Origin of the sequence: Endozoicomonas sp. (genome assembly GCF_965196975.1) — a bacterium.
Lineage (GTDB): Bacteria > Pseudomonadota > Gammaproteobacteria > Pseudomonadales > Endozoicomonadaceae > Endozoicomonas.
Window position 1 is genome coordinate 4,201,261 of record NZ_OZ239981.1, and the last position, 22,700, is coordinate 4,223,960.

Consider the following 22,700-nt stretch of genomic DNA (forward strand, 5'->3'; position numbering starts at 1 on the left):
TTAAACAGCTGCATTTTCATTCACACTTCTTTCAAAATATTTGCAGGAGATTGACTGATGACACGGCGAATCCCCAACCATCCGGAAATACCCAGAACAGAGGCTCCAAACAGAGGTAATGCACACCAGATAAACCAGGCAGGCTCCCAGCTCAACTCGAAAACCCGGGTGTTGAGCAAATAACTGGTAAGCTCGGTTCCACCGGCCGCCAATAGACCGGCAAGAACACCAAAGAGTACAAACTCCCCAATCTGCATGATCAGGAGCTGCCGGCGAGTCCCTCCAAGTGAGCGAATGAGAGCCCCCTCCCGCAGACGTTCATCAATACTGGATTCAATCACTGACATCATCACCAGCAACCCAGCCAGCAGCAGTGCAGCCAGCATCGCTTCTACAGCAATCGTCGATTGCGCCAACATCTTCTGAACCTGGTTAATAACCGCATCCAGATCCAGTAACGTCATGGTGGGAAACTCGGTGATTAAACCATTGAGTAACAACTTATCCTCAGTGTCCAGATAGAAGCTGTTCAGCCAGGTAGCAGGCATATCCCGTAGAACTTCCTCTGGAAAAATCATGTAGAAGTTTGGCCGGAAAGACTCCCACTGAACTGTGCGGATACTGCTGACGGTTTCGGTAAACTCATTTCCTGACACAATAAACGTCAGTCGATCACCGAGGTCAATGCCAAGCTTTTCAGCTATTTCTGTTTCAATGGAAAGACCATCGTCACTGCCCGGTTCCCACCAGTCGCCCTCTTCAATACGGTTTTTTTCCGGCAATGTGTCTGACCAGGTCATGTTCAGTTCACGGTTCAGAGCGTTGTGGTTCTTCTGCTCCTTGGACACGGCTTCCCTGACCGGAACGTCATTAATACGAACCAGACGGCCACGAATGATCGGATAGAGTTGACTGGTATCCACATCATTACTGGTCAGAAACTCGGAATATGCTTTAACCTCTGCTGGCTGGATGTTCATGGCAAAGTAGTTCGGCGTCTCTTCTGGCAACTCATTCTGCCAACGGTCGAGCAGATCCGTACGGAGTAGCAGCACCACCGACATGGCCATAAAGGTCAGGGTAAATGCTAGCAGCTGGGCCGATGTTTTTCCTTTACCTTGAATAATCCTGCTGACCCCGGGACGCCAGAACACAGGTAGGGTGGAAAGCCTCTGACGGTTACCCAGCTGAGCAAGCAGCAATTGAACGCCCAGGGAGATCACCAACAGGATAGCCCCGGAAGCCAGAGCAAGAATTAGGGCCATAACCACCTCACCGGTGTGATACCAGAGCAGCAGAAAAACAGCAATTAAAGAGAAACTGTACACAAGCCAGGAAGCCGCAGGCGCAGGCGACAGGTCACGTCTTAAGACTCTCAGTGGTGAAACATCCTGCAGCCGTAACAGCGGGGCGAGACCAAACCCAGCCAGAGTAATAATCCCTGTTGCCCCACCGACCACCATGGGCATCATACCTGCTGCGGGCAGCCAGGCAGGCAGTACACCTTTAAGCAGTTGAACAATACTTTCCTGAAGCAGCCACCCCAGCAACACACCGGGAAGCGCCACCAGCACTGCCACAAAAGCCAGCTCCCCAAGCAACAGTCTCAACACCTGCTGCCGACTGGCACCCAAGCAGCGCATTACCGCACAGCTATCAAACCGTCGCTCCGCAAAACGCTGGCTGGCCATGGCCACCGCGACACCAGCCAGAAGCATCGCCGCCATACTGGCCAGCCCAAGGAACTGCTTAAGCCGCACCACCGAGTTTCGCAGGTCACGTCGACTGTCGTCGGCCATCATCAGCCGTTCACTGGTATCCAGACGATCTTTGGACCATTCTTTGAATTGCTCCAGTGATGAAAGCTCTCCTGCCATCAACGTTTTCCAGCTGACCCTGCTGCCCGGCTGGATAATACCGGTGCTTTCCAGGTCCGCCATATTGAACATCAGCCTTGGAGAAAAACTGTAAAAATCGCCTCCACGATCGGTTTCCAGCGTGATCGCCCGGGTAATGGTCAGCCAGGTGTTACCCAACATCACCTGATCACCGATATCCACACCCAGTAAAGGAAACAGCCTGGGCTCAAGCCACGCCTCTCCAGGCCTTGGGGTATCACTGACCACCTGATCTTGAGCGAAAGGCTGGTTTGCAGTTCGAATATGCCCACGCAGTGGATAATTGTTTTCCACAGCCTTGGCCGAGACCATCTGCATCTCATCCCCAGCCATTACCACCGATGGAAATTCAAGGACTGTGGATAACTGTAAACCCTGCTGTTTTGCCTCTTCCAGAATGACTGGCTGCACGGGTCTTGGGCTGCGAATCAACATATCAGCACCGAGAACTTCTGCCACCTGTCGTCCAAGTGCCAGCTGTAGCCGTTCACTGAACAGGGCAATGGCGGTACTGACAGCAACCGCCATCAACAGTGCCGCCACCAGCAGCCAGAGTTCACCAGAGCGCCAGTCCCTGATCAGAAAACGCCAGGAGAGGCCGAATGTACTTTTTGGCTTGTGGATAAATGCTTTGCTCTGAAGTTTTGTGGAGTGATTATTCACAGTCATGAAAGCTCCTCCAGACGACCACCATGCAGCTTCAGTATCCGCTGACAACGTCTGGCAAGATCCATATCATGAGTGACCAGCACAATAGTGGTACCGCTTCCCTGGTTCACTTCAAACAGGAGTTCGATAATGCTTTCTCCCGTTTTCTCATCCAGGTTACCGGTTGGCTCATCGGCAAAAAGAATATCCGGCTCGCCGGCAAATGCCCTGGCGATAGCCACGCGTTGCTGCTCACCGCCGGAAAGTTGTTTTGGGTAGTGCTCCAGCCGGTGCTCCAGACCAACACGGATTAATAGGTTCGTTGCCCGCTCACCCGGGTTATCCACACCCGACAGTTCAAGGGGCAGCATGACATTTTCGAGAGCGGTTAAGTTGGAAAGTAACTGAAAGGACTGAAATACAAACCCGGTATGCTCCCCACGCACTTTTGCCCGTTCGTCTTCATCCAGATGATCAATGCGCTTTCCAGCAAGACTGACACTGCCAGCCGTCGGCAAATCCAGTCCCGCCAGAATACCCAGCAATGTTGACTTGCCAGAACCGGAAGTCCCTACAATCGCAACAGACTCACCAGACTTGATCTGAAGGTCAAGTCCGGACAAGATGGTGAGCGGGTTATCACGGGCAACAACAGTCTTTTCAAGACCAGAGGCAGTCACTGCCAGTGAAGTGGATTCTATTGATGCAGTTTTTTCAGCAGCAGCCTCAGGCGTGAGAGCGTTGGGAGAACTGGAGAGCGCGTCATTCATGAGAAAATCCTTATTTCGTCGTCTTTTTACCAGCTCTAGGCTTGCTATGAGCTCAAGGCTGCTTGCGGTTGCTTTAATGACTTTTCCGGTTATCAGCCTTGCAGCTTCACAAAAAACACTGCTGATGTACGGCGACAGCCTGAGTGCTGCCTATGGTCTTACGGATATCAATCGGGGTTGGGTGCAATTACTCCAGGAAAAAATCGACAGTCACCAGTATCCCTGGAAGATCACCAATGTCAGCATCAGTGGTGAAACCACCGCCGGAGGCCTGAGCCGATTCCGTAAAACGCTGGAACAGATCAATCCAGATCTGGTCTTACTGGAGCTGGGTGCCAACGATGGTCTTCAGGGAAAGCCTCTGAAAACCATAAAATCCAACCTTGATCAGATGATTGCACTGACCCGAGAACACAATTCTGACATTATTCTCTTCGAAATGAAGATACCGCCCAACTATGGACCGGTCTATACCAAGCGTTTTACAGAAACTTTTCATGAACTGGGCAGGAAGTGGGATATACCTGTAATTCCCTTCTTCCTGGATGGCGTTGCTGGTAACGATTCACTCAATCAACCTGACGGGATTCACCCCACAGAAGCAGCCCAGCCAATCCTGTTAAAGAACGTATGGCCTGGGCTGAAACCTTTATTGAAGTAGTGAATGCTTCAGGTGGTTAAACCAATGGCTTAACCACCTGTCGTACTTTATTGCTCGAGACCAGTTCCAGGAACTCATCACCCAGCCGCTTGCTCTCATCCACAACCCGTTTCCAGTAACGAACCCGTTCATCGTAGGTCAGCCGGGCAAAGTCATTGCGATCCGGTATTTTTTGATAGGGAAGCCGATCAACAAACTCCTGAGAGGGAGAAAGCAGCACCACATTGTCGATATTCCGGGGGGATGGTCTTCGATGCGTTAATGCCTTATCAAACCAGCCGGGAATCATTCTTGAGTAAAAGTGTGGATAAAGCACCAGACCATCGCCCTGATGAAAACGCATATCGAAGTGGTAATCGGTAATACCGCCATCCCGATAGCAGCCTGCAGGCGCTCCAGAGATATTCTTCACACCCTGCATCACGGCAGGAATGGAACCAGAGGCCATGATGGCATCCACCAGATTGGCTTCAGTCAGTCTTACACGCTCCGTTGGAAGATCACTGGCGTGATAAAACGCCGGTTTCTCTGAAGTTTCATATGTCGGATGATAAAAAAGAGTACGGGTAAAGAATGATGACAAATGCTTTCGATTAATCAAGTTACCGGTAGCAGCAAGCCCCAGGCCCGCCATTTGTAATAGTTTTCGCTCAGAAGCAGCCAGTCCATGACTTCTTACAGTAATCAGATTGAAGCGAAAAACAGGATTATTAAGAATCTGCCCTACACTTTCAGGCGAAACGATGTTTTCTACCAACTCTCGGGCTTTATGACTTATTTCAGCAGGATCAGGCTTCTCGGAGTAATGTGTATGAAGATAGCCCTGTTCAAAGCGTTCATGAGCCGCGAGGGGATCGTCCTGACCATAACAGCTGAAGCGCCAGCTGCCTGCGGAGGTTCCAATAAGATCAAGAGGTGACGTTCTATGGCGGAAATATTCGCCCAGCAAGGCTTTATCCAGACCACTGAGCACAAACCACTTTGGGCCTCCGGAAGCACCTACCATGACTTTGATACTCTCCTGAGGCAGGCCATTGGCGCGAATATAGTCTAATGCATGCTTTCCGGCCTGAATGTCAATCAGACTGCTCATACACCTCTTCCCCTGAAAATGCCAAACCAGTTTTATCGATTATAAGGGTGGTTAGTATGCCAGTGTTGTGCAATTTGTTCCCGTGTACATAGCCATACCCGCTCTTTGGATTGCACATAATCCAGAAAACGAGCCAGAGCCGCAGCTCTTCCGGGTCTTCCTACCAGACGACAATGAAGTCCTACCGACATCATTCTGGGCGATGTGTCACCTTCCTCATAAAGCACATCAAAAGCGTCTTTCAGATAACTGAAGAAATGATCACCGCTGTTAAAACCCTGGGCTGTAGCAAAGCGCATATCGTTACAGTCCAGCGTATAGGGAACCACCAGCTGGGGTTTACCAAACCGGCTATCCCAGTAGGGAAGGTCATCGGCATAGCTGTCGGCGTGATATAAGAATCCACCCTCTTCCACCACAAGCTGTTCGGTATTTGGGCTACAACGTCCGGTGTACCAGCCTGTTGGACGCTGACCTGTCACTTCGGTATGAAGACGAATCGCTTCCTGCATATGGCGACGCTCTTCATCAACGTCCATAAACTGATAGTCAATCCAGCGGTAACCATGACTGGCGATCTCCCAGTCAGCATCCAGCATGGCTTTTACGGCATCAGGGTTGCGAGCCATGGCCATGGCCACACCATACACTGTGACGGGTATCTTCCTTTGTGTGAACAGCCGGTGCAGTCGCCAGAAACCAGCCCTTGAGCCGTACTCATAGATGGACTCCATACTGATATGACGCATGCCCTTATGAGCTGGGGCACCTATAATTTCCGAGAGGAATGCCTCCGATGCTTCATCACCATGAAGCACACAGTTCTCTCCGCCTTCCTCATAGTTAATAACGAACTGCACGGCAATTCTGCTATTACCCGGCCACTTCGGATCAGGAGGTGTTTCGCCATAGCCAACCAGATCTCTTGGGTAGTCATCCATCGTTGAAAGAGGGTCGAACTTCATTGGGCTCTCCATTTTTTTATTGCCTGCCTGATGGGTTCTATGGCATAAATGCTCAAAAAATTGACCAAATAGTCAAATAATAAAACATATTCTATCAGGATAAAGTGGTACAAGGCTCATACAAGTTTGCCGCTATCCATATACAGTAAAAATAATAACAGCAGGTTCAACACATTTATGAATAACACTTCTGATGATCTCGCAGCACAGTGGCAGCAAACACGAATTGATCTGGCAGCCCGTGCACTGGGTGGTGATGTCCTCGACTGCAGCGATGACTTCTTTGCCGAAAAAGATAACCTGCTACTGGCCGAAGACCCTGTATTCCTGCCAGAAAAATATACGGTCTACGGCAAATGGATGGACGGCTGGGAGTCACGTCGGCGTCGTGACGCACCAGGTTATGAAGGCTGCGACTGGGTCACGGTACGTCTGGCTTCTGTAGGCGAAATTGAAGCGCTGGATATTGATACACGTCACTTCAAAGGTAATGCCCCTGGTGCTGTGCAGCTGGACTACCTGCTTGATGACGCCGATCCTAACGAACAAAGTAACTGGCTGCCTCTGACGGATCGGGTAGACGTAAAGCCTGATTTCAGAAACCTGATTACCCTGGATCAGCCGGTAATAGCCAGTCACATTCGTCTGAGAATCTACCCTGATGGAGGTGTCGCCCGTCTCCGGGTCTACGGCAAGATTCACCTTGATCAGCGCTACCGTTTGCCTGGTGAACCCCTTGATCTGGCCGCACTTATGAACGGTGGCCGTTCCGTAGCCTGCAGCGACTCATTCTTCAGTCCCATGCAAAACCTGTTACTGCCCGGACGCGGCGCCGATATGCACAATGGCTGGGAAACCAAACGTCGACGCCAGGGTGGGAATGACTGGATGATTGTTAAACTGGCCCTGCCCGGCACCATTCATCGAGTAGAGGTAGATACCTTACATTTTAAGGGTAACTATCCTGATCGCTGCAGCCTGGAGGCATGCACCTTTACTGGGGATAACCCTGAAGAAGTTGCTGAAGTTCAATGGCACACCATTCTTCCTGAACAAAAACTGCATGCTCATCGCAACCATTTTTTCTTGAATGAGCTGCAGGATACTGAACAGCAATATACCCATGTACGCCTGAATATCTTCCCTGATGGAGGTGTATCAAGGCTTCGTGTTCTTGGCTACGAAAGCGGTTACGAGAGTGACTTGAAGGAGGCATGATTCATGACACTTGATGAGCTGAACAGCCTTGATATTGACTGTGCCAGAGATTTTTTCCGCCAATGCTGTACCAGTAATCACTGGCTGGAATCGATGGTGAATAATCGCCCCTATTCCAGCCAGGATGAGCTGTTATCCACAGCGGACAAGTGCTGGTTGGCCTGTGGAGAAAAAGACTTTCTGCAGGCTTTTGAAGGCCACCCGAAAATTGGCGATGTTAATAGCCTGAAAGCAAAATATGCCAATACCCGTGATATGGCGGGTCATGAGCAGTCCGGTGCATCGACTGCCAGTGACGAAACACTCAAGGCACTGGCTGACGGTAACACCGCTTACGAAACCCGCTTTGGCTATATATTCATTGTCTGTGCGACCGGGAAGTCAGCCGATGAGATGCTATCACTGCTGAATGACCGGCTGGATAATCAACCGGAAAATGAGCTGAAGATTGCCGCCGCCGAGCAGCATAAGATAACCCGGCTGCGTCTGAACAAGTTGATTGAATGGAGGCAAATAGCATGACCGGCATCAGCACCCATATTCTGGATACCGGTAGCGGGCTGCCCGCTGAAGGGGTTCCTGTAGCGTTATCCCGACAGGAAGGTGATCGCTGGCTGTCTGTTGGCAACGGTGTCACCAATAATGATGGCCGTATTCAGAACCTTGCGGCTGATGACCTGAACCTTCCCAAAGGGGTCTATCAGCTGCACTTTGCCATTAAGGATTATTTCCTGAAGCAGGAAGTCCAGTGCTTTTATCCGGAAGTTGTGGTGACGTTTGAAGTCAGTGATGACCGTCATCATCATGTTCCACTGCTATTATCACCCTATGGCTACTCTACCTACCGGGGAAGTTAACACCAGCCATCACGAGCAACTGATTGGCTCCATGTTATAAGAAAGAGAAGAAGGCACATGGATAAAGAAATACCAGCCCAAACGCTGAAGGTGGAAGTACTGACCCGTGAAGCCTTTGAACCTTTCGGCGATGTACTCGAAACCCGGAATACACCTGTCGTGATTAATCAAGGTCGCTGTCAGAAATACAGCGACCTGACATCAGTCAACACTGATGACCATGGCTACACGACAATGCATATCTACAAGACGGCACCGATTGGGTCTTCCTATCAGCTGGATCTGCTTGAGCGACATCCATTGGGTAGCCAGACATTCATGCCCCTGGCAGGCCAGCGTTTTCTGATCGTCGTAGCATCTGGCTCCAGTGACAGCACAACACCAGACCTGTCATCCATTCGCTGCTTCCTGACCAACGGTAAGCAGGGAATCACCTACCACCCCGGTGTCTGGCATCACCCTTTACTGTCTGTTGATGACGGAGAAGAATATCTGGTCATTGATCGAAAAGGACCTGGGGATAACTGTGATGAAGTCCTGATGTCTGCGGCACAACAGTATATTGTGGAGGTGCCACGATGAGTCAATCGGTTGTATGGCGAGCCTCTGTCCTCCACTTTCTGGATGATCCATCAAAAGAACAGAACTCAGGGGATGACAGTTCCTGGGAGTTTTTTGAAGATGGCGCTCTTCTGGTGGAAGATGGTCTGATAACCAGATGCGGGCCGTCCGATCAGGTGTTGAAGAATCTACCCTCTGGAACAGAAATAAACGACCTGCCCGGTCGGCTTCTGGTCCCCGGCTTTATCGACACCCACGTACATTATCCACAGCTTGAAGTACTGGCAGGCTGTGGAGTTCAACTGCTGGACTGGCTTAACCAGTACACGTTTCCGGCAGAACAGAAGTTTTCTGATGAGCAGTACGCCAGCGAGGTCGCTCAGTTCTTTCTGGATCAGTGTCTCAGCCATGGAACGACGACAGCATTGGTGTTTGGTACCGTGGCACCTCAGTCCGTCGATGCCTTTTTTGAGGAAGCCCATCAACGGAACCTGCGCATGATCGCAGGCAAAGTGATGATGGATCGTAATGCTCCTGACTACCTGCTTGATACCCCTGAAAGTAGCTATGAAGACAGTAAAGCACTTATTAACAGGTGGCATAATAAAGGGCGGCTGTCTTATGCGGTGACCCCGCGCTTTGCTCCTACCTCATCATCGGAACAGCTGCATATGGCTGGCCAGTTGCTGCGGGAGCATGATGGTCTTTACCTTCACACCCACCTCTCGGAAAACCTGAAAGAGATTGACTGGGTGCAGGAACTTTTCCCAGACAGTAAACATTATGTGGATGTTTACGATCAGCATGGTTTGCTGGGTCCTCGGTCAGTGTTTGCCCACTCAGTCCACCTGTGTGATCACAGTTGGCAGCGAATGGGCAGCTCAGGCTCATCCATTGCCTTTTGCCCTGGTTCCAACCTGTTTCTCGGTAGCGGGCTGTTTAATCTGAACCGGGCAAAAGCCCATGATATCCCCACAGGTCTTGGAACCGATGTTGGCGGTGGAACCAGTCTCTGCCTGCTCAATACCATGAAAGACGCCTATCAGGTATCTCAGTTGCGGGAGGAAACCATCTCGCCGCTTCAAGCTTTTTACCTGGCCACATTGGGAGGTGCAAGAGCACTTCATCTTGAAGACAAGATTGGTAGCTTCCGTGCAGGCAATGAAGCGGATTTTCTGGTGCTGAATCCTGCGGCTACCCCAATGCTTCAATTCAGAACGAAAAAAACAAAAACATTGGAAGAGTTGCTTGGCGTGTTGATGGTGATGGGTGATGACCGGGTCATCGAAAAAACCATCATCATGGGTCAGGAAGCCTGAAAGTCGAAAGTGCTGACGACATTATTGTGATAACAACCGTCGCTCAGCATTTTCAATAATAAAAAGAGTATTGAACCATGGAATCCTATCTACAAGAGTGGTTAAACCTGCTGTTCCGCTGGCTGCATGTAACGGCCGGTGTTGCCTGGATTGGCGCATCCTTTTACTTCAACTGGCTGGAAGGGCGACTGGAGTCTGCTCCAGCAGACAAGCAGAAAAAAGGCATCAAAGGTGAGCTGTGGGCACTTCACGGTGGTGGTATCTATGAAGTGAATAAATACCATCTTGCCCCTGAGAAACTGCCAACAACACTGCACTGGTTTAAGTGGGAAGCCTATGTCACCTGGCTTAGCGGCATGGGATTACTGGCCATTATTTATTACTGGGGAGCCGAGAGTTATCTACTGGCGCCGCAATCTGCGCTGACGCCCATCCAGGCCATTGTCATCAGTATCTTCAGTCTGTTAACCGCCTGGCTGGTCTATGACCTCTTGTGCAAATCACCACTGTTCAAACAGGAAACACTGTTCAGTCTGGTTCTGTTTTCGCTGATTGTCTTTGCCGCCTGGGGCTATGCACAACTGTTCAGTGGCCGTGCAGCTTACATTCACGTCGGTGCACTGATTGGCACCCTGATGGTGGGTAATGTTTTCAGGGTTATTATCCCTTCACAGCGAAAGCTGGTTGCCGCCGCTGAAAATGGTGACTCCAGCTTCGACCCAAACATTGCTCAGCATGCCCTGCTGCGCTCCCGCCACAATAACTACTTCACACTTCCACTGTTGTTTATCATGATCAGTGGCCACTACGCCATGACGTTTGGCAGTCAATGGAACTGGGCCATTCTTGCTGTTCTGGCAGCGGCGTCCGTTCTGGTTCGTCATTTCTTTAACCGACGAAACCAGGGAGCCATATTAACCTGGCTATGGCCTGCTGCTGCTGTATTAATGCTGACTCTGGCCTTTATTATCCGTCCACAAATGGCGGTTCAACAGACACCAGTGGCCGAACAGCCCGCTTTTGAGCAGAGTGAAATTGTTGAGATTGTTACTGCCCGCTGCAGCACCTGTCATTCAGCAACACCAACGGACCCTCTCTTTCAGTCACCTCCTGGCGGTCTGGTTTTCCACGACTATGACTCCATCGCCAACAAGGCCGATAAGATTTATAGCCAGACAGTACAGACACAGATTATGCCATTGGCAAATCGCACGGGGATGACCGACGAAGAACGCAGTTTGCTTGGGCAGTGGTATCAACAAATAAAAGCGGATGGATCGAATGGTTCATGATATTAAAGCCTCTCTTTGAGAGGCTTTTTTCTATAGAGAATTAATACCTAAAAATAAATAAATGAACTCATCAATACTTCGACTGTCGAAGAGGCTTCGGTTGCCACAATTAATTTAGTTACTAAAAAACAGTTTTGAGGTTTATCACTATGTTTGCACGCTTAGATGCAGCAAATGCAAAGTTAGCACAACATAATAGCTCTCAAGCTGACCAGAGAATGTCTAATATTGATCAAAGAGAAAAATCATATAATGGTTTGAAAGTAGCGTATCAAAAAGGGGAGAAAAATATACCCGATCTTTGGTCTGCAGAACACTCTAAAGCCTATGCAGCATCAGGGTGGTATTATGATGGAGGCCTTCATCCTCAAGGGAAGAATGCTTCCGATTGGGTCAAGTGCTTTCCTTGTGGTCATGGCCGTCCGATTCAAAATGATGGACTAAAAGCCTTAAATGATGCTCACGATCGAGACCCTATCACAAAAAGTTGTTCCAACCGCTCAGTCAGAGCAGCGCAGGGAGAGGTGTTACCTCACTGCTCGCGTGAGATCTATTACGCAGAATCCAGTGAAGCTTCTCGACAAACGAGTTTACGCTGGTATCAAGGCTGAAAAAGGGGATAAAGGCTACACAATTCTTTCTCATACAGATAGAACCCCTACTAAGGATAGAGGTTCTGGTAATCAATTAAGCAATAGCATTATTTAATAAAGTGCTGACGATAAAACCGAAGCTCATCAATAGACTCACGGATATCTTCCAGCGCAAGGTGAGTACCTTTTTTGGAAAACTGGGTCAGTAGCTCAGGCTTCCATCGACGAGCCAGCTCTTTCAAGGTGCTGACATCAATATTCCGGTAATGGAAGTAATCGTTAAGTTCGGGCATATAGCGCCAGAGAAACCGGCGATCCTGTCCTATGGAATTACCACACATTGGGGAAATGCCCTGATCAACGTGCTTACGGAGAAAATCCAGGGTAATTTGCTCAGCCTGCTGCTCACTGATGGTACTGGCTCTTACCCGGTCAGTCAGGCCTGTAGCACCATGTGTATTCACACACCATTCATTCATCGCATCCAGAACTTCATCGCCCTGATGAACAGCTATAACCGGTCCTTCCTCCAGAATGTTTAACTGGCCATCGGTAACAATTGTCGCGATCTCAAGAATCCGGTCATTTACTGGATCCAGACCCGTCATTTCCAGGTCGATCCATATGAGATTATCCGATTTAGCCATCCAACACCCAGTAGTCACTGTTTAGAAAATATGGACTGTTCTTTAATAATCAGCCGGTTAGGGAAAAACCTGCTTATTCAATATATTATAGACAGCTGTATATACCCCACCCTTTTTCTGACAAAAGGTACTCTATTTGAGGGCAGATAACGAATGAGCTGACATAATAAGTCTACTTCATTCATAATTGCAGCGAAATCAGCTCAGCACAAATTTATGATACTTCACTTTTTTACAACTCAGACTTCCTGCCGCACATCATGAGTAAGCGCAAACTAACGCGCAGACAAAGTTGGCGCATAGAGAAAATTCAGGAAGAACGTAAAGCCCGCGCCCAGAAGCGTGAGGACAAGATTGCCCAGGAGCTTCAGGATGATTCACTGGGGCCAGAGCAGCCCGGGCTGATTATCGCCCACTATGGCGCTCAGCTGGATATTGAGCCAATAGGCAAACCTGGTGAAACTTATCGTTGCCACCTGAGGGCCAATCTACCACCGCTGGTGACTGGGGACCGTATTGTCTGGAAAGCCTCAAATAAAGGCGATATGGGAGTTGTAGTGGCTCTGGAAGACCGCGACAGCCTGTTATCAAGACCGGATATGCGAGGTCAGTTAAAGCCTGTCGCTGCCAATATTGATTACATTGTCCTGGTCATCGCTCCAGTTCCAATTCCTCACCCGAACCTGATAGACCGTTATCTGGTTGCTGCGGAAACCGTGGGTATTGAGCCAGTAATCCTGCTAAATAAAACCGATTTGCTGGAAGATGAAGCAAGCCGTCAGGTTCTTGACGACATGCTGATGAACTATGAACGTATTGGTTACCGGGTACTTAAAGCATCCACCCGGACGGAAGACGGGCTTAATGAACTTAAGAGTCTTCTTAATGAACATACCAGTGTTTTCGTAGGCCAGAGTGGTGTCGGTAAGTCATCCCTGGCCAATACGCTTCTGCCTGGTGTGGATACTAAAGTTGGTCCATTATCTGAAAGCACTGGCAAAGGCACCCATACCACGACGGCTGCCAGATTATTCCACTTTCCAGCAGGCGGTACATTGATTGATTCTCCGGGGATTCGGGAATTCGGACTCTGGCATATGGAACCAGAGGATGTACTTTACGGTTTTAAAGAGTTTCGCCCATTCATTGGCCACTGTAAATTCCGGGACTGCAGTCATGAACAGGAACCAGGCTGTGCCATTCGCAAAGCTCTGCTTAATGGTGATATTCTTCAAGAAAGAATGAACAGTTATCAGAATATCCTGAACTCGCTGGAAAAAGCCTGAATCTCAGTCCTCATCATGGCAACCAGAAAAATTGATCTACCTTAGAGGTACTTCAATGAATATTCAGAGTTGCCATGAAAGTCTTCGTTGGCGGGATCATCACCGAAACCAATACATTTTCCCCCGTCCCTACCGGTTTTGATGACTATGTCATTGCGCGGCCAGATGCCTCAGACTCTGCGCTGGAAAGCAAGATTCTCACCCATCTGCAACATCTTATTCAGCAGAAAGGACTGACTTTCTGCCCATCCTTTATTGCGATAGCCGAACCCGGTGGCATAACAACCAGAAGTGCTTACGAGCAGCTACGCGAAATGCTTCTGGAAGAGTTGAAACAGTTTCTGCCCGTGGATCTGATTATTCTGCCACTCCATGGAGCCATGGTGGCCGACGGTTATGATGACTGCGAAGGAGATTTGATATCCAGAGTTCGGAGTATTGTCGGGCCTGAAATCCCCATTGGAGTTGAACTTGACCTCCATTGTCATCTGACTCAAACCATGGTGGAGCAGTCTGACCTGATTACCATATACCGGGAGTATCCGCACACCGATATTCTTCAGAGGGCGGAAGCACTTCTGAACATGACAGTGGATATGACTCTGGGAAAAACCCGACCCGTCATGGCGATGCATGACTGTCGTATGATCAACCTCTACCCAACCGCTCTTGAGCCAATGCGCAGTATCGTTAACAGGCTTCCTGAGGTTGAACAGAGGGAAAATATCATCTCAGTAGATATTGGTCATGGTTTTCCCTGGGGAGATGTTGCTGACTGCGGCACCCGAACCCTGGTGATCAGCGATAATGACCCAGAACTCGCTCAACAAACAGCAGACGAAATCGGAAACGTTGTTTTCGAACATCGACATGAGCTGCTCTTTAACCCGATCAGCCTGAATAAAGCGATCCAGATCATTCTACAAAAAGAACATACCGGCAACCCCATCGTGATTGCTGATATTGCCGATAATGCTGGCGGAGGGGCAGCCAGTGATTCAACCTCTTTTCTTGAAGCCATGTTGTCAAATGGCGTCACAGACTGTGCAATTGGCATGATCTGGGACCCTCAGGTCGTAAATATCGCCCGAAAAGCAGGCACAGGAGCAAAACTGACCGTTCGGCTGGGAGGAAAAACCTCCGTTGATTCCGGCCAGCCACTTGATCTCAACGTGAAAGTAACCGGTATCATCAATGATCTTATCCAACCGTTTCCACAGGACTGTGGAAATGACCTTCCGGTTCCTTGTGGTGATACCGTCTGTCTGGAATGCAATGGAGTATCCATTATTGTTAACAGTACACGGACTCAAGTATTCCATCCTGCCGTCTTTACTGCCTTTGGTATCGACTTGAGCTGCATAAAAGCCCTGGTGGTCAAATCCATCTTCCACTTTTATGCGGGCTTTGCTCCAATTGCTGAAGAAGTGTTGCTTATGGGTGCTCCCGGACCGCTGAACCCGGATTTCACCAAAGTACCCTATAAACAGGCTGATCTTCACAAGTTTCCCTGGCTGGATAACCCTTTTCGATGAGTTTTCATTACGTGGCTCACAGATTACCTATACTGCTCAGCAGTATCAGATAACACTGCCTGCCGACGATGATCAACTACCAGACCACCAGCCAGCACCCAAGGCTTGGCTTTGAAGTATGTCAGGGTATCAACCTGAAAGAGTTAACCAGCAGCCAGAGGCTCGGGCTAAAGCATGCTCTTTGGCAGCACGGGGTGGTCTTCGCCAGAAATCAGCACATGAACGCCAGTGAGATGGAACAGTTTACGCTGGATACTTTTGGCCCCATGATGATAGGGGATAATCGCAAACGTAAGGACCGCCCACCGTTACCTCCTGACCTGGTCAGTAATCATGTTGCCGTACTTGGAAACCCCCTGGGGCCTGTTGACCAACCACTGGAGGCCGTTGCCTGGCAATGGCATCACGACAAGGATGCCCTTCCCCGTCTGGAAGGGCTGGCGATGAATGCGCTCTATATTGTGATGCTTCATATGCACAAGACTCCAGAGACCGGTTGTGATGGGCAGCCTCATACAACACACTTCCTCGACCAGCTTGAAGCCTGGCGTTCTCTCAGTCCTGAGCGGCAGGCAGAGCTAAGAAAAGTAAAACTTATCCACTCGCCACCGTTTCTAACGCCTGATGCATGGACAGCGGAAACACCATTAAAAACCCATCCCCTGGTTTCTGAGCATGAACTGATTGCCAGAGAGGGTCTCTACATGGGATCGGATACGGCAATACCGGTTGGGCTCGAAAATGACCCGAAAGCTGCCAGGGCATTCTGGGATGCACTCTTAGATGAAATCCTCGGCAAGTGCGCCATCTACTCTCACCAATGGCAGGAAGGTGATATTGTCTTCTGGGATAACTCTCAAGTCATGCACCGTGGACAACCCTACGACTCAATGAATAATCAACGAGTTGGCCTTCGGTTAGGTGTCGTAGCCCGGGAAGAAACCACTCTAAGACACAGCTAATCGGGGTGATCAAAGCAGCAATTGCCATTACAATGCGTTCAAAATAGAAGCTGGACGTAATATGACTGACAATAACAAGCTGCCACTTATTCTGGAACCAGAAGATCTGGAATCGATACTGACTGCTGAAGACAATTCGCCAGTAAAAGAACGCCTGATTATTATTGATCTTTGCAATCCCCAGTTGTATCGGCAGGCTCATGTTCCCGGAGCCATTAACGTACAACCTCATCTACTGATTGCAGGCACACAGCCTGCCCGCGGCAAACTTCCGGCGCTCAGCCAGCTGGAATCATTGTTCAGTGAGCTTGGCTTTACTGGCGAAGAGCACTTTATTGTTTACGACGATGAAGGCGGTGGTTGGGCTGGTCGATTCATCTGGACGCTCGATGTTATTGGTCACCGGAAATACTCTTACCTGAATGGTGGTATTCATGCCTGGCTGAAAGAAGGGCATTCAAGAGAGTCCAGGCCAAACGAGAGAACTTCCACGAACGTTTCTCTGACCATTCATGACAGTGTTATTGCCAGCTGCGACTTCATTCTTGAGACATTAGAAAGTCCGGAGTTTACGATCTGGGATGCACGTTCCCCAGCAGAGTACTCCGGAGAAAAGGTCATGGCACAGAAAGCCGGTCATATCCCCGGGGCTATTAATTTTGAGTGGACCCGAGCCATGGATCCGGAACAGAACTACAGAATTAAAGAAGGGCTGGTTGAAGAGCTTGATGCGCTTGGAATTAAGAGAGATCAGCAAATCATCACCCACTGTCAGGCTCACCACCGTTCAGGGTTTACTTATCTTGTTGCCAAAGCCCTTGGTTTTAAATCGGTCAGAGCATACGACGGATCATGGTCTGAATGGGGGAACCTGCCTCACACACCGGTTGCTCAATGAGCAAACATAACCATCATCATAGGTGCAGGCAGTCATGCCATGAATTACAATGGCTGACACTTTCCTGTTTTCCGAGAATCATTGCCTCAGTTTTGATCAGGCAATATTCCAGATGAAGCTGTCTCAGTCATTGGCGAGCAAGCCTTAGAGCGGTATTTAAAGAACTTTAAGAGCCTGTCATGCTCCCTCTCAAATAGACAGCAGGCTCTTACCAGGTACGTATTTTAACTACAGGATATTCCATCACCGTGAAAGAGAAACTGTTTGCAGCTGTTCAGTATGTACTGCCCCATCACCTGATCTCCAGAGCTGTATACTATTTTGTGGAATGTCAGATTCCATGGTTCAAAAATGGCCTGATTCGCTGGGCTATTGATCATTACCACGTCAATATGAGTGAAGCGAAACGAGAAGACGCTGAAGAGTACATTCACTTCAACGACTTCTTTACCCGGTCATTAAAGGATGGCGCCCGTCCTTTACCAGAAGATCCGGAAATGATTGTCAGTCCGGCCGATGGAGTCATCAGCCAGATGGGAGACATCAAGAACGGCAGAATTTTTCAAGCCAAAGGTCATGACTACAGCCTGGTCGAACTTCTCGGTGGTGACCTGGAACTTGGGCAGGAGTTTATGGGCGGAAAGTTTGCCACCATTTACCTCTCCCCAAGAGACTACCATCGAGTCCATACCCCTGCGGCAGGATCCCTGCATAAGATGGTTCACGTGCCAGGACGACTTTTTTCCGTAAACCAGGGTACTGTTGAAAACATCCCCAACCTCTTTGCCCGGAATGAACGGGTGGTCAGTATCTTTGATACACAATATGGTCCCATGGCGGTCATCATGGTTGGTGCAATCAATGTTGCCAGTATTGAGACTGTATGGGCCAGTTTGGTTACACCGCAAAGGGGTCAGGTTGCTACCACCACCTATGGTGAAGCGAGTCAGTCGGTTGAATTAAGTCGTGGTGATGAATTGGGCCGCTTCAAACTGGGTTCTACCGCAATCGTACTCTTTGGCAAAAATCAAATTGAATGGCTGGAAAACTGGCAGCCTGGCCTGTCTATCAAGATGGGTGAAGCGATGGCTCGTGGTAACGGTATAAGTTCAGAGACCACATCTTCTGAAGAGCCTTCTGCAGAAAAATAACCGGGGAAGTAGAGAAACCATGAGTATCAGACTCGGCATTGTGATGGATCCTATTGCCTCCATCAATTACAAAAAAGACAGCTCCCTCGCCATGCTGCTGGCTGCCAGTCAGAAAGGCTGGCAGCTGTTTTACATGGAACAGGCCGACCTTTACCAGAAAGAAGGTATTGCCATGGGCAGCGTTAAGCCATTAACAGTGACTGCTGACCCTGAGGACTGGTTCAAACTGGAAGACCGTCAGGAGATGCCGCTGGATGCGCTGGACGTCATCCTGATGCGCAAGGATCCTCCCTTTGATATGGAGTTTATCTACAGCACCTATCTGCTGGAGCAGGCTCAGGCGGCTGGTACGCTGATTGTAAATAATCCCCGCAGTATCCGTGACTGTAATGAGAAGATGTTTGCCACTCTTTTTCCACAGTGCACGCCCCCCGTTATGGTTTCCCGCAGTCCAAGGCTACTGAAAGAGTTCGCAGCAGAACATGGTGACGTGGTTCTGAAGCCTCTGGATGGTATGGGTGGCAGTTCTATTTTCCGCACGAAACCAAATGATCCGAACTTAAGCGTGATCATTGAAACCCTGACGGAAATGGGTCAGCGCCAAGCCATGATTCAAAAGTTTATTCCGGACATTAAATCAGGTGACAAGCGCATCCTGATGATTGATGGGGAGCCCGTGCCCTACTGTCTGGCACGCATTCCTGCTGCCGGTGAGCTCAGAGGGAATCTGGCCGCAGGGGGTACAGGAGAAGGCCGTCCCCTGAGTGAACGGGATCTCTGGATTGCCCGCCAGGTAGGGCCAGAACTTCGCAAGAAAGGCCTGATCTTTGTTGGACTGGATGTAATTGGCGACTACCTCACAGAAATCAACGTTACCTCACCCACCTGTATCCGTGAGCTGGACAACCAGTTTACACTCAACATCGCCGGTCAGTTGATGGATAAGATCGAGGAAAAGCTCAAGGCCAGGGACTGAGTAGACGATTATCTTGTAGACGGTTTTTTTCCACTGGGATCTTGCATATAGTCTTAAATATGAAGCTTGATCTGTAAGTACAGAGCCCTCAAGTAAAAAGGGCTCATACCAGTGTTTATCAGGACGGCTCTGCCACAGTGCTTTACCAAGGAAAGCAGTAACCAGAAAGCTATGACTCAGCCAGCGACCATTTCATCAGCAGCCGTATCAACGTCAGACCGTCTGGGATTTACCCTCTTTATGGCTGCTGCCCTGCACGTTCTGATCGTGCTGGGTATATCTTTCAGCTACAAAGAAAAACCTGCGCCACCACCAACTCTGGAAGTCACCCTGGCAACCTATCAAAGCAAGGAAAAGCCAAAGGAAGCTGACTATCTTGCCCAGATCAATCAACAGGGCAGTGGCACACTGGAGGAAAAGGCGCTGCCATCCAGTGACCAGCAGGCACAGTTTCAGGAAGACACCATTAAGGAAGTCCAGCCGCAGTCACAAACGGCAGCCCAGCCTGATCAGACTCTAACCCAGCAGACAAGAGTGACCACACAGGCAAAGAGCAATCAGAAAGTTTCTGCAACCGATGACAGTGAAAAACAGGAGCCCGTGGCAGTCGAAAAAGATAAGCCACGTAAGCACATTGACCTGAAAAACGAAATTGCCAGCCTTGAAGCCCAGTTCCACCAGCAACGACAGGAATACGCAAAGCGCCCTCGAATCAAGCGTCTGACGGCAGCATCCACCCTGCAGGAAGCCGGAGCATTTTATAAAGAATCCTGGCGACGTAAGGTAGAAAAAGTCGGTAACCTGAACTATCCAGAAAAGGCCCGTAAGGATCAGCTTTATGGCGAACTGCGCCTGATGGTAGCGATCAACAGGGATGGTACATTGTCAAATGTTGAGATACTGGACTCATCTGGCTATCAGGTTCTGGATGATGCTGCAGTTCGTATTGTGAGAATGGCCTCACCCTTTGCGCCATTCGACGACACTCTTAAGAGCTATGACATGGTTGAAATTATACGTACCTGGCGCTTTGAACCTGGGGACCGACTTTTCAGCCAGTAAGCTATAGTGTATCGAGCGAATCTAAGCATCAAGACTTGCCATAAGTGATCTTTACCCTAATACTGCCGCTATGAGCAGTGTTCCTTTCCAGAATTTCAAAAGCCACTTCCTGATTGCCATGCCCAGCATGGCAGATCCTTCCTTTGCTGAAACGCTGACTATTATCTGTGAGCACAGCCCTGAAGGTGCTCTGGGTATTGTCGTCAATCGGCCAAGTACCCTGCCGATGAGTGAGATTTTCCGCCAGGTTGGCATTGATAATCATGAGCAATCAGAAGTGAGTCAGCACGCCGTATATTCTGGAGGTCCGGTATCTCAGGAGAGAGGTTTTGTCCTGAACTCAGGGGAGTCCAGCTGGGATGCCAGCATGGAAATATGCCCGGGGCTGCAACTGGCGACATCAACCGACGTGCTGGTGGCAATGGCAGAAGGTAAAGGACCAAAGCAGGCATTGGTTGCGCTTGGTTACGCTGGCTGGGGGGCAGGTCAGCTGGAAAAGGAAATATCCGAAAACGCCTGGCTGACCTGTGAAGCGGATCCATCCATTGTCTTCAATACACCTTACCATCAGCGGCTGAGTGCGGCTGCTAATACACTGGGCGTTAATATCAACCTGATTTCTGATCAGGTTGGTCATGCATAGAAAAGAAATCGATGACAGATAAGAAATTAAGTACGGTACTGGGTTTTGACTTTGGAACCCGGAACATCGGTGTTGCTGCTGGGCAGGTGATTACCCGAACAGCCTCTGCCCTGCCATCGTTGAAAGCCAGGGACGGAATCCCGGACTGGAACCAGATCGAGGCTCTTATCAAAGAGTGGAAGCCCGATGCCATCGTCGTAGGCATTCCACTGAATATGGATGGTTCTGAGTCGGAAATGTCACGACGAGCCAGAAAGTTTGGTAACCGGATTCATGGGCGTTTCAACCTGCCATTTTATGAAGCCGATGAGCGACTCACCTCTTTTGAAGCCAAAGAGTGGGCCGGTAAGCTTGGGCATAAAGGGCATTATGGATCAAACCCAGTGGATGCAATGGCCGCCCAGATTATCCTGGAAGCCTGGTTGAATGATCCACAAAATGAGCACCTTATGAATAGTTAAACCTGTCATCCGGCAAGCTCCTAAAGCGCTTGCCATGCACTGACTTAAGCCTCATCCATTTGCAAAGTCAGTTTGCCTGATCGCTCCGTCAGATAATCCCCATCCACTTCAGAGCCAAGCTTAATCATCAGGCGCAGGTCGTTTGCAGAATCCGCATGCCGGATTGCTTCTTCATAGCTGATCTCTCCACTGTTGTAGAGGTCAAACAACGCCTGATCGAAGGTCTGCATACCCAGCTCCCGGGACTTTTTCATCAGCTCTTTCAATGCATGAACATCACCTTTGCGAATCATATCCTGAGCCAGTGGTGTATTCAGAAGCACCTCTATAGCTGGACGGCGTCCGGTTCCATCCAGTGAAGGAATCAGCTGCTGGGCAACAATCCCTTTCAAGTTGAGGGACAGATCCATCCAGACCTGATGATGGTGCTCCGGGGGAAAGAAATGCAGGATGCGATCCAATGCCTGGTTGGCATTGTTGGCATGAAGTGTTGCCAGACAAAGATGACCGGTTTCTGCAAAGTTCAGGGCGTACTGCATGGTATCCTGACTTCGAATCTCACCGATCATAATGACATCCGGAGCCTGACGAAGCGTGTTCTTCAGCGCCACTTCATAGGACTTGGTATCGATTCCCACTTCGCGTTGCGTAACGATGCACTTCTTATGCTGATGGATAAACTCAATCGGGTCTTCAATGCTGATGATATGTCCCGTTTCATTTTCATTTCGATAGCCAAGCATCGCGGCCAGTGTTGTTGACTTACCCGTACCAGTAGCGCCCACCAGGATAACAAGCCCGCGCTTGGTCATGGTAAGATCTTTAAGGATATGAGGTAGCTTCAAATCTTCAAAGCTGGGAATTTTCTCCTCAATTCGCCTCAAGACCATGCCTGACTGGTTTCTTTGCTGGAAAGCACTGACTCGAAAGCGGCCAATGCCCACCTTGGCTATGGCAAAGTTACACTCCTGCTTCAACTCAAACTCAAGACGTTGCTTTTCATCCATGACACCAAGCACCATATCTTTTGCCTCTGTGGCAGTCAGTGGTGTCTTTGTGACAGGCATCAGACGTCCATCAAGCTTTACACTGGGAGGAAAACCTGCGGTGATAAACAGATCCGATGCTTTTTTAACGGAGACCAGTTTTAATAATTTTTCAATATCCATTCATCATCACATTGACGTTAAAATACAGCCCGTCG

General features: G+C 49.4%; 23 protein-coding genes. 17 read left to right on the forward strand and 6 right to left on the reverse strand.

All coding sequences use genetic code 11. From position 1 onward, the window contains the following. Positions 1–20: 20 nt before the first annotated feature. Both ACOCLE_RS18910 and ACOCLE_RS18915 read right to left on the reverse strand, forming a co-directional pair. Positions 21–2,567: an ABC transporter permease gene (locus ACOCLE_RS18910; RefSeq protein ID WP_419533769.1), complete on the reverse strand. Its 2,547-nt coding sequence runs from the start codon at positions 2,565–2,567 to the stop codon at positions 21–23. Then, positions 2,564–3,316 carry an ABC transporter ATP-binding protein gene (locus ACOCLE_RS18915; RefSeq protein ID WP_419533770.1) on the reverse strand — a complete coding sequence of 251 codons (753 nt, stop codon included), beginning with the start codon at positions 3,314–3,316 and terminating at the stop codon, positions 2,564–2,566. The genes ACOCLE_RS18910 and ACOCLE_RS18915 overlap by 4 nt, the downstream gene beginning before the upstream one ends. Positions 3,317–3,362: 46 nt before the next feature. Between ACOCLE_RS18915 and ACOCLE_RS18920 the strand changes: the two genes are divergently transcribed. Continuing rightward, entirely contained in the window at positions 3,363–3,977 is a 615-nt protein-coding gene (locus ACOCLE_RS18920; protein ID WP_419533771.1) for an arylesterase, read from the forward strand. A gap of 16 nt (positions 3,978–3,993) precedes the next feature. Here the strand turns inward: ACOCLE_RS18920 and ACOCLE_RS18925 are convergent, their stop codons facing one another. Both ACOCLE_RS18925 and puuE read right to left on the reverse strand, forming a co-directional pair. Continuing rightward, positions 3,994–5,070 (reverse strand): patatin-like phospholipase family protein, encoded by a 1,077-nt coding sequence (locus tag ACOCLE_RS18925; RefSeq protein WP_419533772.1) that lies wholly within the window; start codon positions 5,068–5,070, stop codon positions 3,994–3,996. 32 nt (positions 5,071–5,102) lie between these two features. Further along, positions 5,103–6,035, reverse strand: coding sequence for an allantoinase PuuE (puuE, locus tag ACOCLE_RS18930; RefSeq protein WP_419533773.1), 933 nt, complete (start codon positions 6,033–6,035; stop codon positions 5,103–5,105). 177 nt (positions 6,036–6,212) lie between these two features. Here puuE and alc point away from each other — a divergent pair, with 177 nt between their 5' ends. The 7 genes from alc to ACOCLE_RS18965 all read left to right on the forward strand — a co-directional run bounded on the left by alc (position 6,213) and on the right by ACOCLE_RS18965 (position 11,893). Further along, positions 6,213–7,253, forward strand: a complete 1,041-nt coding sequence (gene alc, locus ACOCLE_RS18935; protein ID WP_419533774.1) for an allantoicase — start codon at positions 6,213–6,215, stop codon at positions 7,251–7,253. Between the two features lie 3 nt (positions 7,254–7,256). After that, the gene (gene uraD, locus ACOCLE_RS18940) at positions 7,257–7,775 is read left to right on the forward strand and encodes a 2-oxo-4-hydroxy-4-carboxy-5-ureidoimidazoline decarboxylase (protein WP_419533775.1); all 519 of its coding nucleotides are present in this window, start codon (positions 7,257–7,259) and stop codon (positions 7,773–7,775) included. Further along, positions 7,772–8,110: a hydroxyisourate hydrolase gene (gene uraH, locus ACOCLE_RS18945; RefSeq protein ID WP_419533776.1), complete on the forward strand. Its 339-nt coding sequence runs from the start codon at positions 7,772–7,774 to the stop codon at positions 8,108–8,110. The genes uraD and uraH overlap by 4 nt, the downstream gene beginning before the upstream one ends. Before the next feature lie 57 nt (positions 8,111–8,167). After that, the gene (locus ACOCLE_RS18950) at positions 8,168–8,692 is read left to right on the forward strand and encodes an ureidoglycolate lyase (protein ID WP_419533777.1); all 525 of its coding nucleotides are present in this window, start codon (positions 8,168–8,170) and stop codon (positions 8,690–8,692) included. Next, positions 8,689–9,990, forward strand: coding sequence for a guanine deaminase (gene guaD / locus ACOCLE_RS18955; protein ID WP_419533778.1), 1,302 nt, complete (start codon positions 8,689–8,691; stop codon positions 9,988–9,990). Before ACOCLE_RS18950 ends, guaD begins: the two co-directional genes overlap by 4 nt. Positions 9,991–10,067: 77 nt before the next feature. Beyond that, on the forward strand, positions 10,068–11,282 hold the full coding sequence (locus ACOCLE_RS18960; RefSeq protein ID WP_419533779.1) for a urate hydroxylase PuuD: 1,215 nt from the start codon (positions 10,068–10,070) through the stop codon (positions 11,280–11,282). A gap of 149 nt (positions 11,283–11,431) precedes the next feature. Then, positions 11,432–11,893 carry a hypothetical protein gene (locus ACOCLE_RS18965; protein ID WP_419533780.1) on the forward strand — a complete coding sequence of 154 codons (462 nt, stop codon included), beginning with the start codon at positions 11,432–11,434 and terminating at the stop codon, positions 11,891–11,893. Between the two features lie 89 nt (positions 11,894–11,982). Here ACOCLE_RS18965 and orn read toward each other — a convergent pair whose 3' ends face one another. Beyond that, positions 11,983–12,522 carry an oligoribonuclease gene (gene orn, locus ACOCLE_RS18970; protein ID WP_419533781.1) on the reverse strand — a complete coding sequence of 180 codons (540 nt, stop codon included), beginning with the start codon at positions 12,520–12,522 and terminating at the stop codon, positions 11,983–11,985. Positions 12,523–12,782: 260 nt separating this feature from the next. On the opposite strand from orn, the gene rsgA reads away from it, so the two are divergent. The 9 genes from rsgA (at position 12,783) to ruvX (ending at position 21,496) form a co-directional block, all read left to right on the forward strand. Next, entirely contained in the window at positions 12,783–13,808 is a 1,026-nt protein-coding gene (rsgA, locus tag ACOCLE_RS18975; RefSeq protein ID WP_419533782.1) for a small ribosomal subunit biogenesis GTPase RsgA, read from the forward strand. A gap of 74 nt (positions 13,809–13,882) precedes the next feature. Next, complete coding sequence (locus ACOCLE_RS18980; RefSeq protein WP_419533783.1) at positions 13,883–15,343, forward strand: M81 family metallopeptidase; 1,461 nt, start codon at positions 13,883–13,885, stop codon at positions 15,341–15,343. Positions 15,344–15,411: 68 nt separating this feature from the next. Continuing rightward, the gene (locus ACOCLE_RS18985) at positions 15,412–16,305 is read left to right on the forward strand and encodes a TauD/TfdA dioxygenase family protein (protein ID WP_419533784.1); all 894 of its coding nucleotides are present in this window, start codon (positions 15,412–15,414) and stop codon (positions 16,303–16,305) included. 61 nt (positions 16,306–16,366) lie between these two features. Then, on the forward strand, positions 16,367–17,203 hold the full coding sequence (locus ACOCLE_RS18990; protein ID WP_419533785.1) for a sulfurtransferase: 837 nt from the start codon (positions 16,367–16,369) through the stop codon (positions 17,201–17,203). A gap of 248 nt (positions 17,204–17,451) precedes the next feature. After that, positions 17,452–18,354 (forward strand): archaetidylserine decarboxylase, encoded by a 903-nt coding sequence (gene asd, locus ACOCLE_RS18995; protein ID WP_419533786.1) that lies wholly within the window; start codon positions 17,452–17,454, stop codon positions 18,352–18,354. Between the two features lie 19 nt (positions 18,355–18,373). Then, positions 18,374–19,330: a glutathione synthase gene (gene gshB / locus ACOCLE_RS19000; RefSeq protein ID WP_419533787.1), complete on the forward strand. Its 957-nt coding sequence runs from the start codon at positions 18,374–18,376 to the stop codon at positions 19,328–19,330. Between the two features lie 171 nt (positions 19,331–19,501). After that, a complete protein-coding gene (locus ACOCLE_RS19005; protein ID WP_419533788.1) occupies positions 19,502–20,392 on the forward strand; it encodes an energy transducer TonB in 891 nt (296 codons plus the stop codon). 70 nt (positions 20,393–20,462) lie between these two features. Then, complete coding sequence (locus ACOCLE_RS19010; RefSeq protein ID WP_419533789.1) at positions 20,463–21,035, forward strand: YqgE/AlgH family protein; 573 nt, start codon at positions 20,463–20,465, stop codon at positions 21,033–21,035. 11 nt (positions 21,036–21,046) lie between these two features. After that, positions 21,047–21,496 carry a Holliday junction resolvase RuvX gene (gene ruvX, locus ACOCLE_RS19015; RefSeq protein WP_419533790.1) on the forward strand — a complete coding sequence of 150 codons (450 nt, stop codon included), beginning with the start codon at positions 21,047–21,049 and terminating at the stop codon, positions 21,494–21,496. Between the two features lie 44 nt (positions 21,497–21,540). Here the strand turns inward: ruvX and ACOCLE_RS19020 are convergent, their stop codons facing one another. Next, the gene (locus ACOCLE_RS19020; RefSeq protein WP_419533791.1) at positions 21,541–22,665 is read right to left on the reverse strand and encodes a PilT/PilU family type 4a pilus ATPase; all 1,125 of its coding nucleotides are present in this window, start codon (positions 22,663–22,665) and stop codon (positions 21,541–21,543) included. Between the last annotated feature and the right edge of the window lie 35 nt (positions 22,666–22,700).

Bases quoted from the DNA above. Each gene is read 5' to 3' on its own strand.
- ACOCLE_RS18910 (WP_419533769.1), bottom strand. From the start codon at position 2,567: ATGACTGTGAATAATCACTCCACAAAACTTCAGAGCAAAGCATTTATC.
- ACOCLE_RS18915 (WP_419533770.1), bottom strand. From the start codon at position 3,316: ATGAATGACGCGCTCTCCAGTTCTCCCAACGCTCTCACGCCTGAGGCT.
- ACOCLE_RS18920 (WP_419533771.1), top strand. From the start codon at position 3,363: ATGAGCTCAAGGCTGCTTGCGGTTGCTTTAATGACTTTTCCGGTTATC.
- ACOCLE_RS18925 (WP_419533772.1), bottom strand. From the start codon at position 5,070: ATGAGCAGTCTGATTGACATTCAGGCCGGAAAGCATGCATTAGACTAT.
- puuE (WP_419533773.1), bottom strand. From the start codon at position 6,035: ATGAAGTTCGACCCTCTTTCAACGATGGATGACTACCCAAGAGATCTG.
- alc (WP_419533774.1), top strand. From the start codon at position 6,213: ATGAATAACACTTCTGATGATCTCGCAGCACAGTGGCAGCAAACACGA.
- uraD (WP_419533775.1), top strand. From the start codon at position 7,257: ATGACACTTGATGAGCTGAACAGCCTTGATATTGACTGTGCCAGAGAT.
- uraH (WP_419533776.1), top strand. From the start codon at position 7,772: ATGACCGGCATCAGCACCCATATTCTGGATACCGGTAGCGGGCTGCCC.
- ACOCLE_RS18950 (WP_419533777.1), top strand. From the start codon at position 8,168: ATGGATAAAGAAATACCAGCCCAAACGCTGAAGGTGGAAGTACTGACC.
- guaD (WP_419533778.1), top strand. From the start codon at position 8,689: ATGAGTCAATCGGTTGTATGGCGAGCCTCTGTCCTCCACTTTCTGGAT.
- ACOCLE_RS18960 (WP_419533779.1), top strand. From the start codon at position 10,068: ATGGAATCCTATCTACAAGAGTGGTTAAACCTGCTGTTCCGCTGGCTG.
- ACOCLE_RS18965 (WP_419533780.1), top strand. From the start codon at position 11,432: ATGTTTGCACGCTTAGATGCAGCAAATGCAAAGTTAGCACAACATAAT.
- orn (WP_419533781.1), bottom strand. From the start codon at position 12,522: ATGGCTAAATCGGATAATCTCATATGGATCGACCTGGAAATGACGGGT.
- rsgA (WP_419533782.1), top strand. From the start codon at position 12,783: ATGAGTAAGCGCAAACTAACGCGCAGACAAAGTTGGCGCATAGAGAAA.
- ACOCLE_RS18980 (WP_419533783.1), top strand. From the start codon at position 13,883: ATGAAAGTCTTCGTTGGCGGGATCATCACCGAAACCAATACATTTTCC.
- ACOCLE_RS18985 (WP_419533784.1), top strand. From the start codon at position 15,412: ATGATCAACTACCAGACCACCAGCCAGCACCCAAGGCTTGGCTTTGAA.
- ACOCLE_RS18990 (WP_419533785.1), top strand. From the start codon at position 16,367: ATGACTGACAATAACAAGCTGCCACTTATTCTGGAACCAGAAGATCTG.
- gshB (WP_419533787.1), top strand. From the start codon at position 18,374: ATGAGTATCAGACTCGGCATTGTGATGGATCCTATTGCCTCCATCAAT.
- ACOCLE_RS19005 (WP_419533788.1), top strand. From the start codon at position 19,502: ATGACTCAGCCAGCGACCATTTCATCAGCAGCCGTATCAACGTCAGAC.
- ACOCLE_RS19010 (WP_419533789.1), top strand. From the start codon at position 20,463: ATGAGCAGTGTTCCTTTCCAGAATTTCAAAAGCCACTTCCTGATTGCC.
- ruvX (WP_419533790.1), top strand. From the start codon at position 21,047: ATGACAGATAAGAAATTAAGTACGGTACTGGGTTTTGACTTTGGAACC.
- ACOCLE_RS19020 (WP_419533791.1), bottom strand. From the start codon at position 22,665: ATGGATATTGAAAAATTATTAAAACTGGTCTCCGTTAAAAAAGCATCG.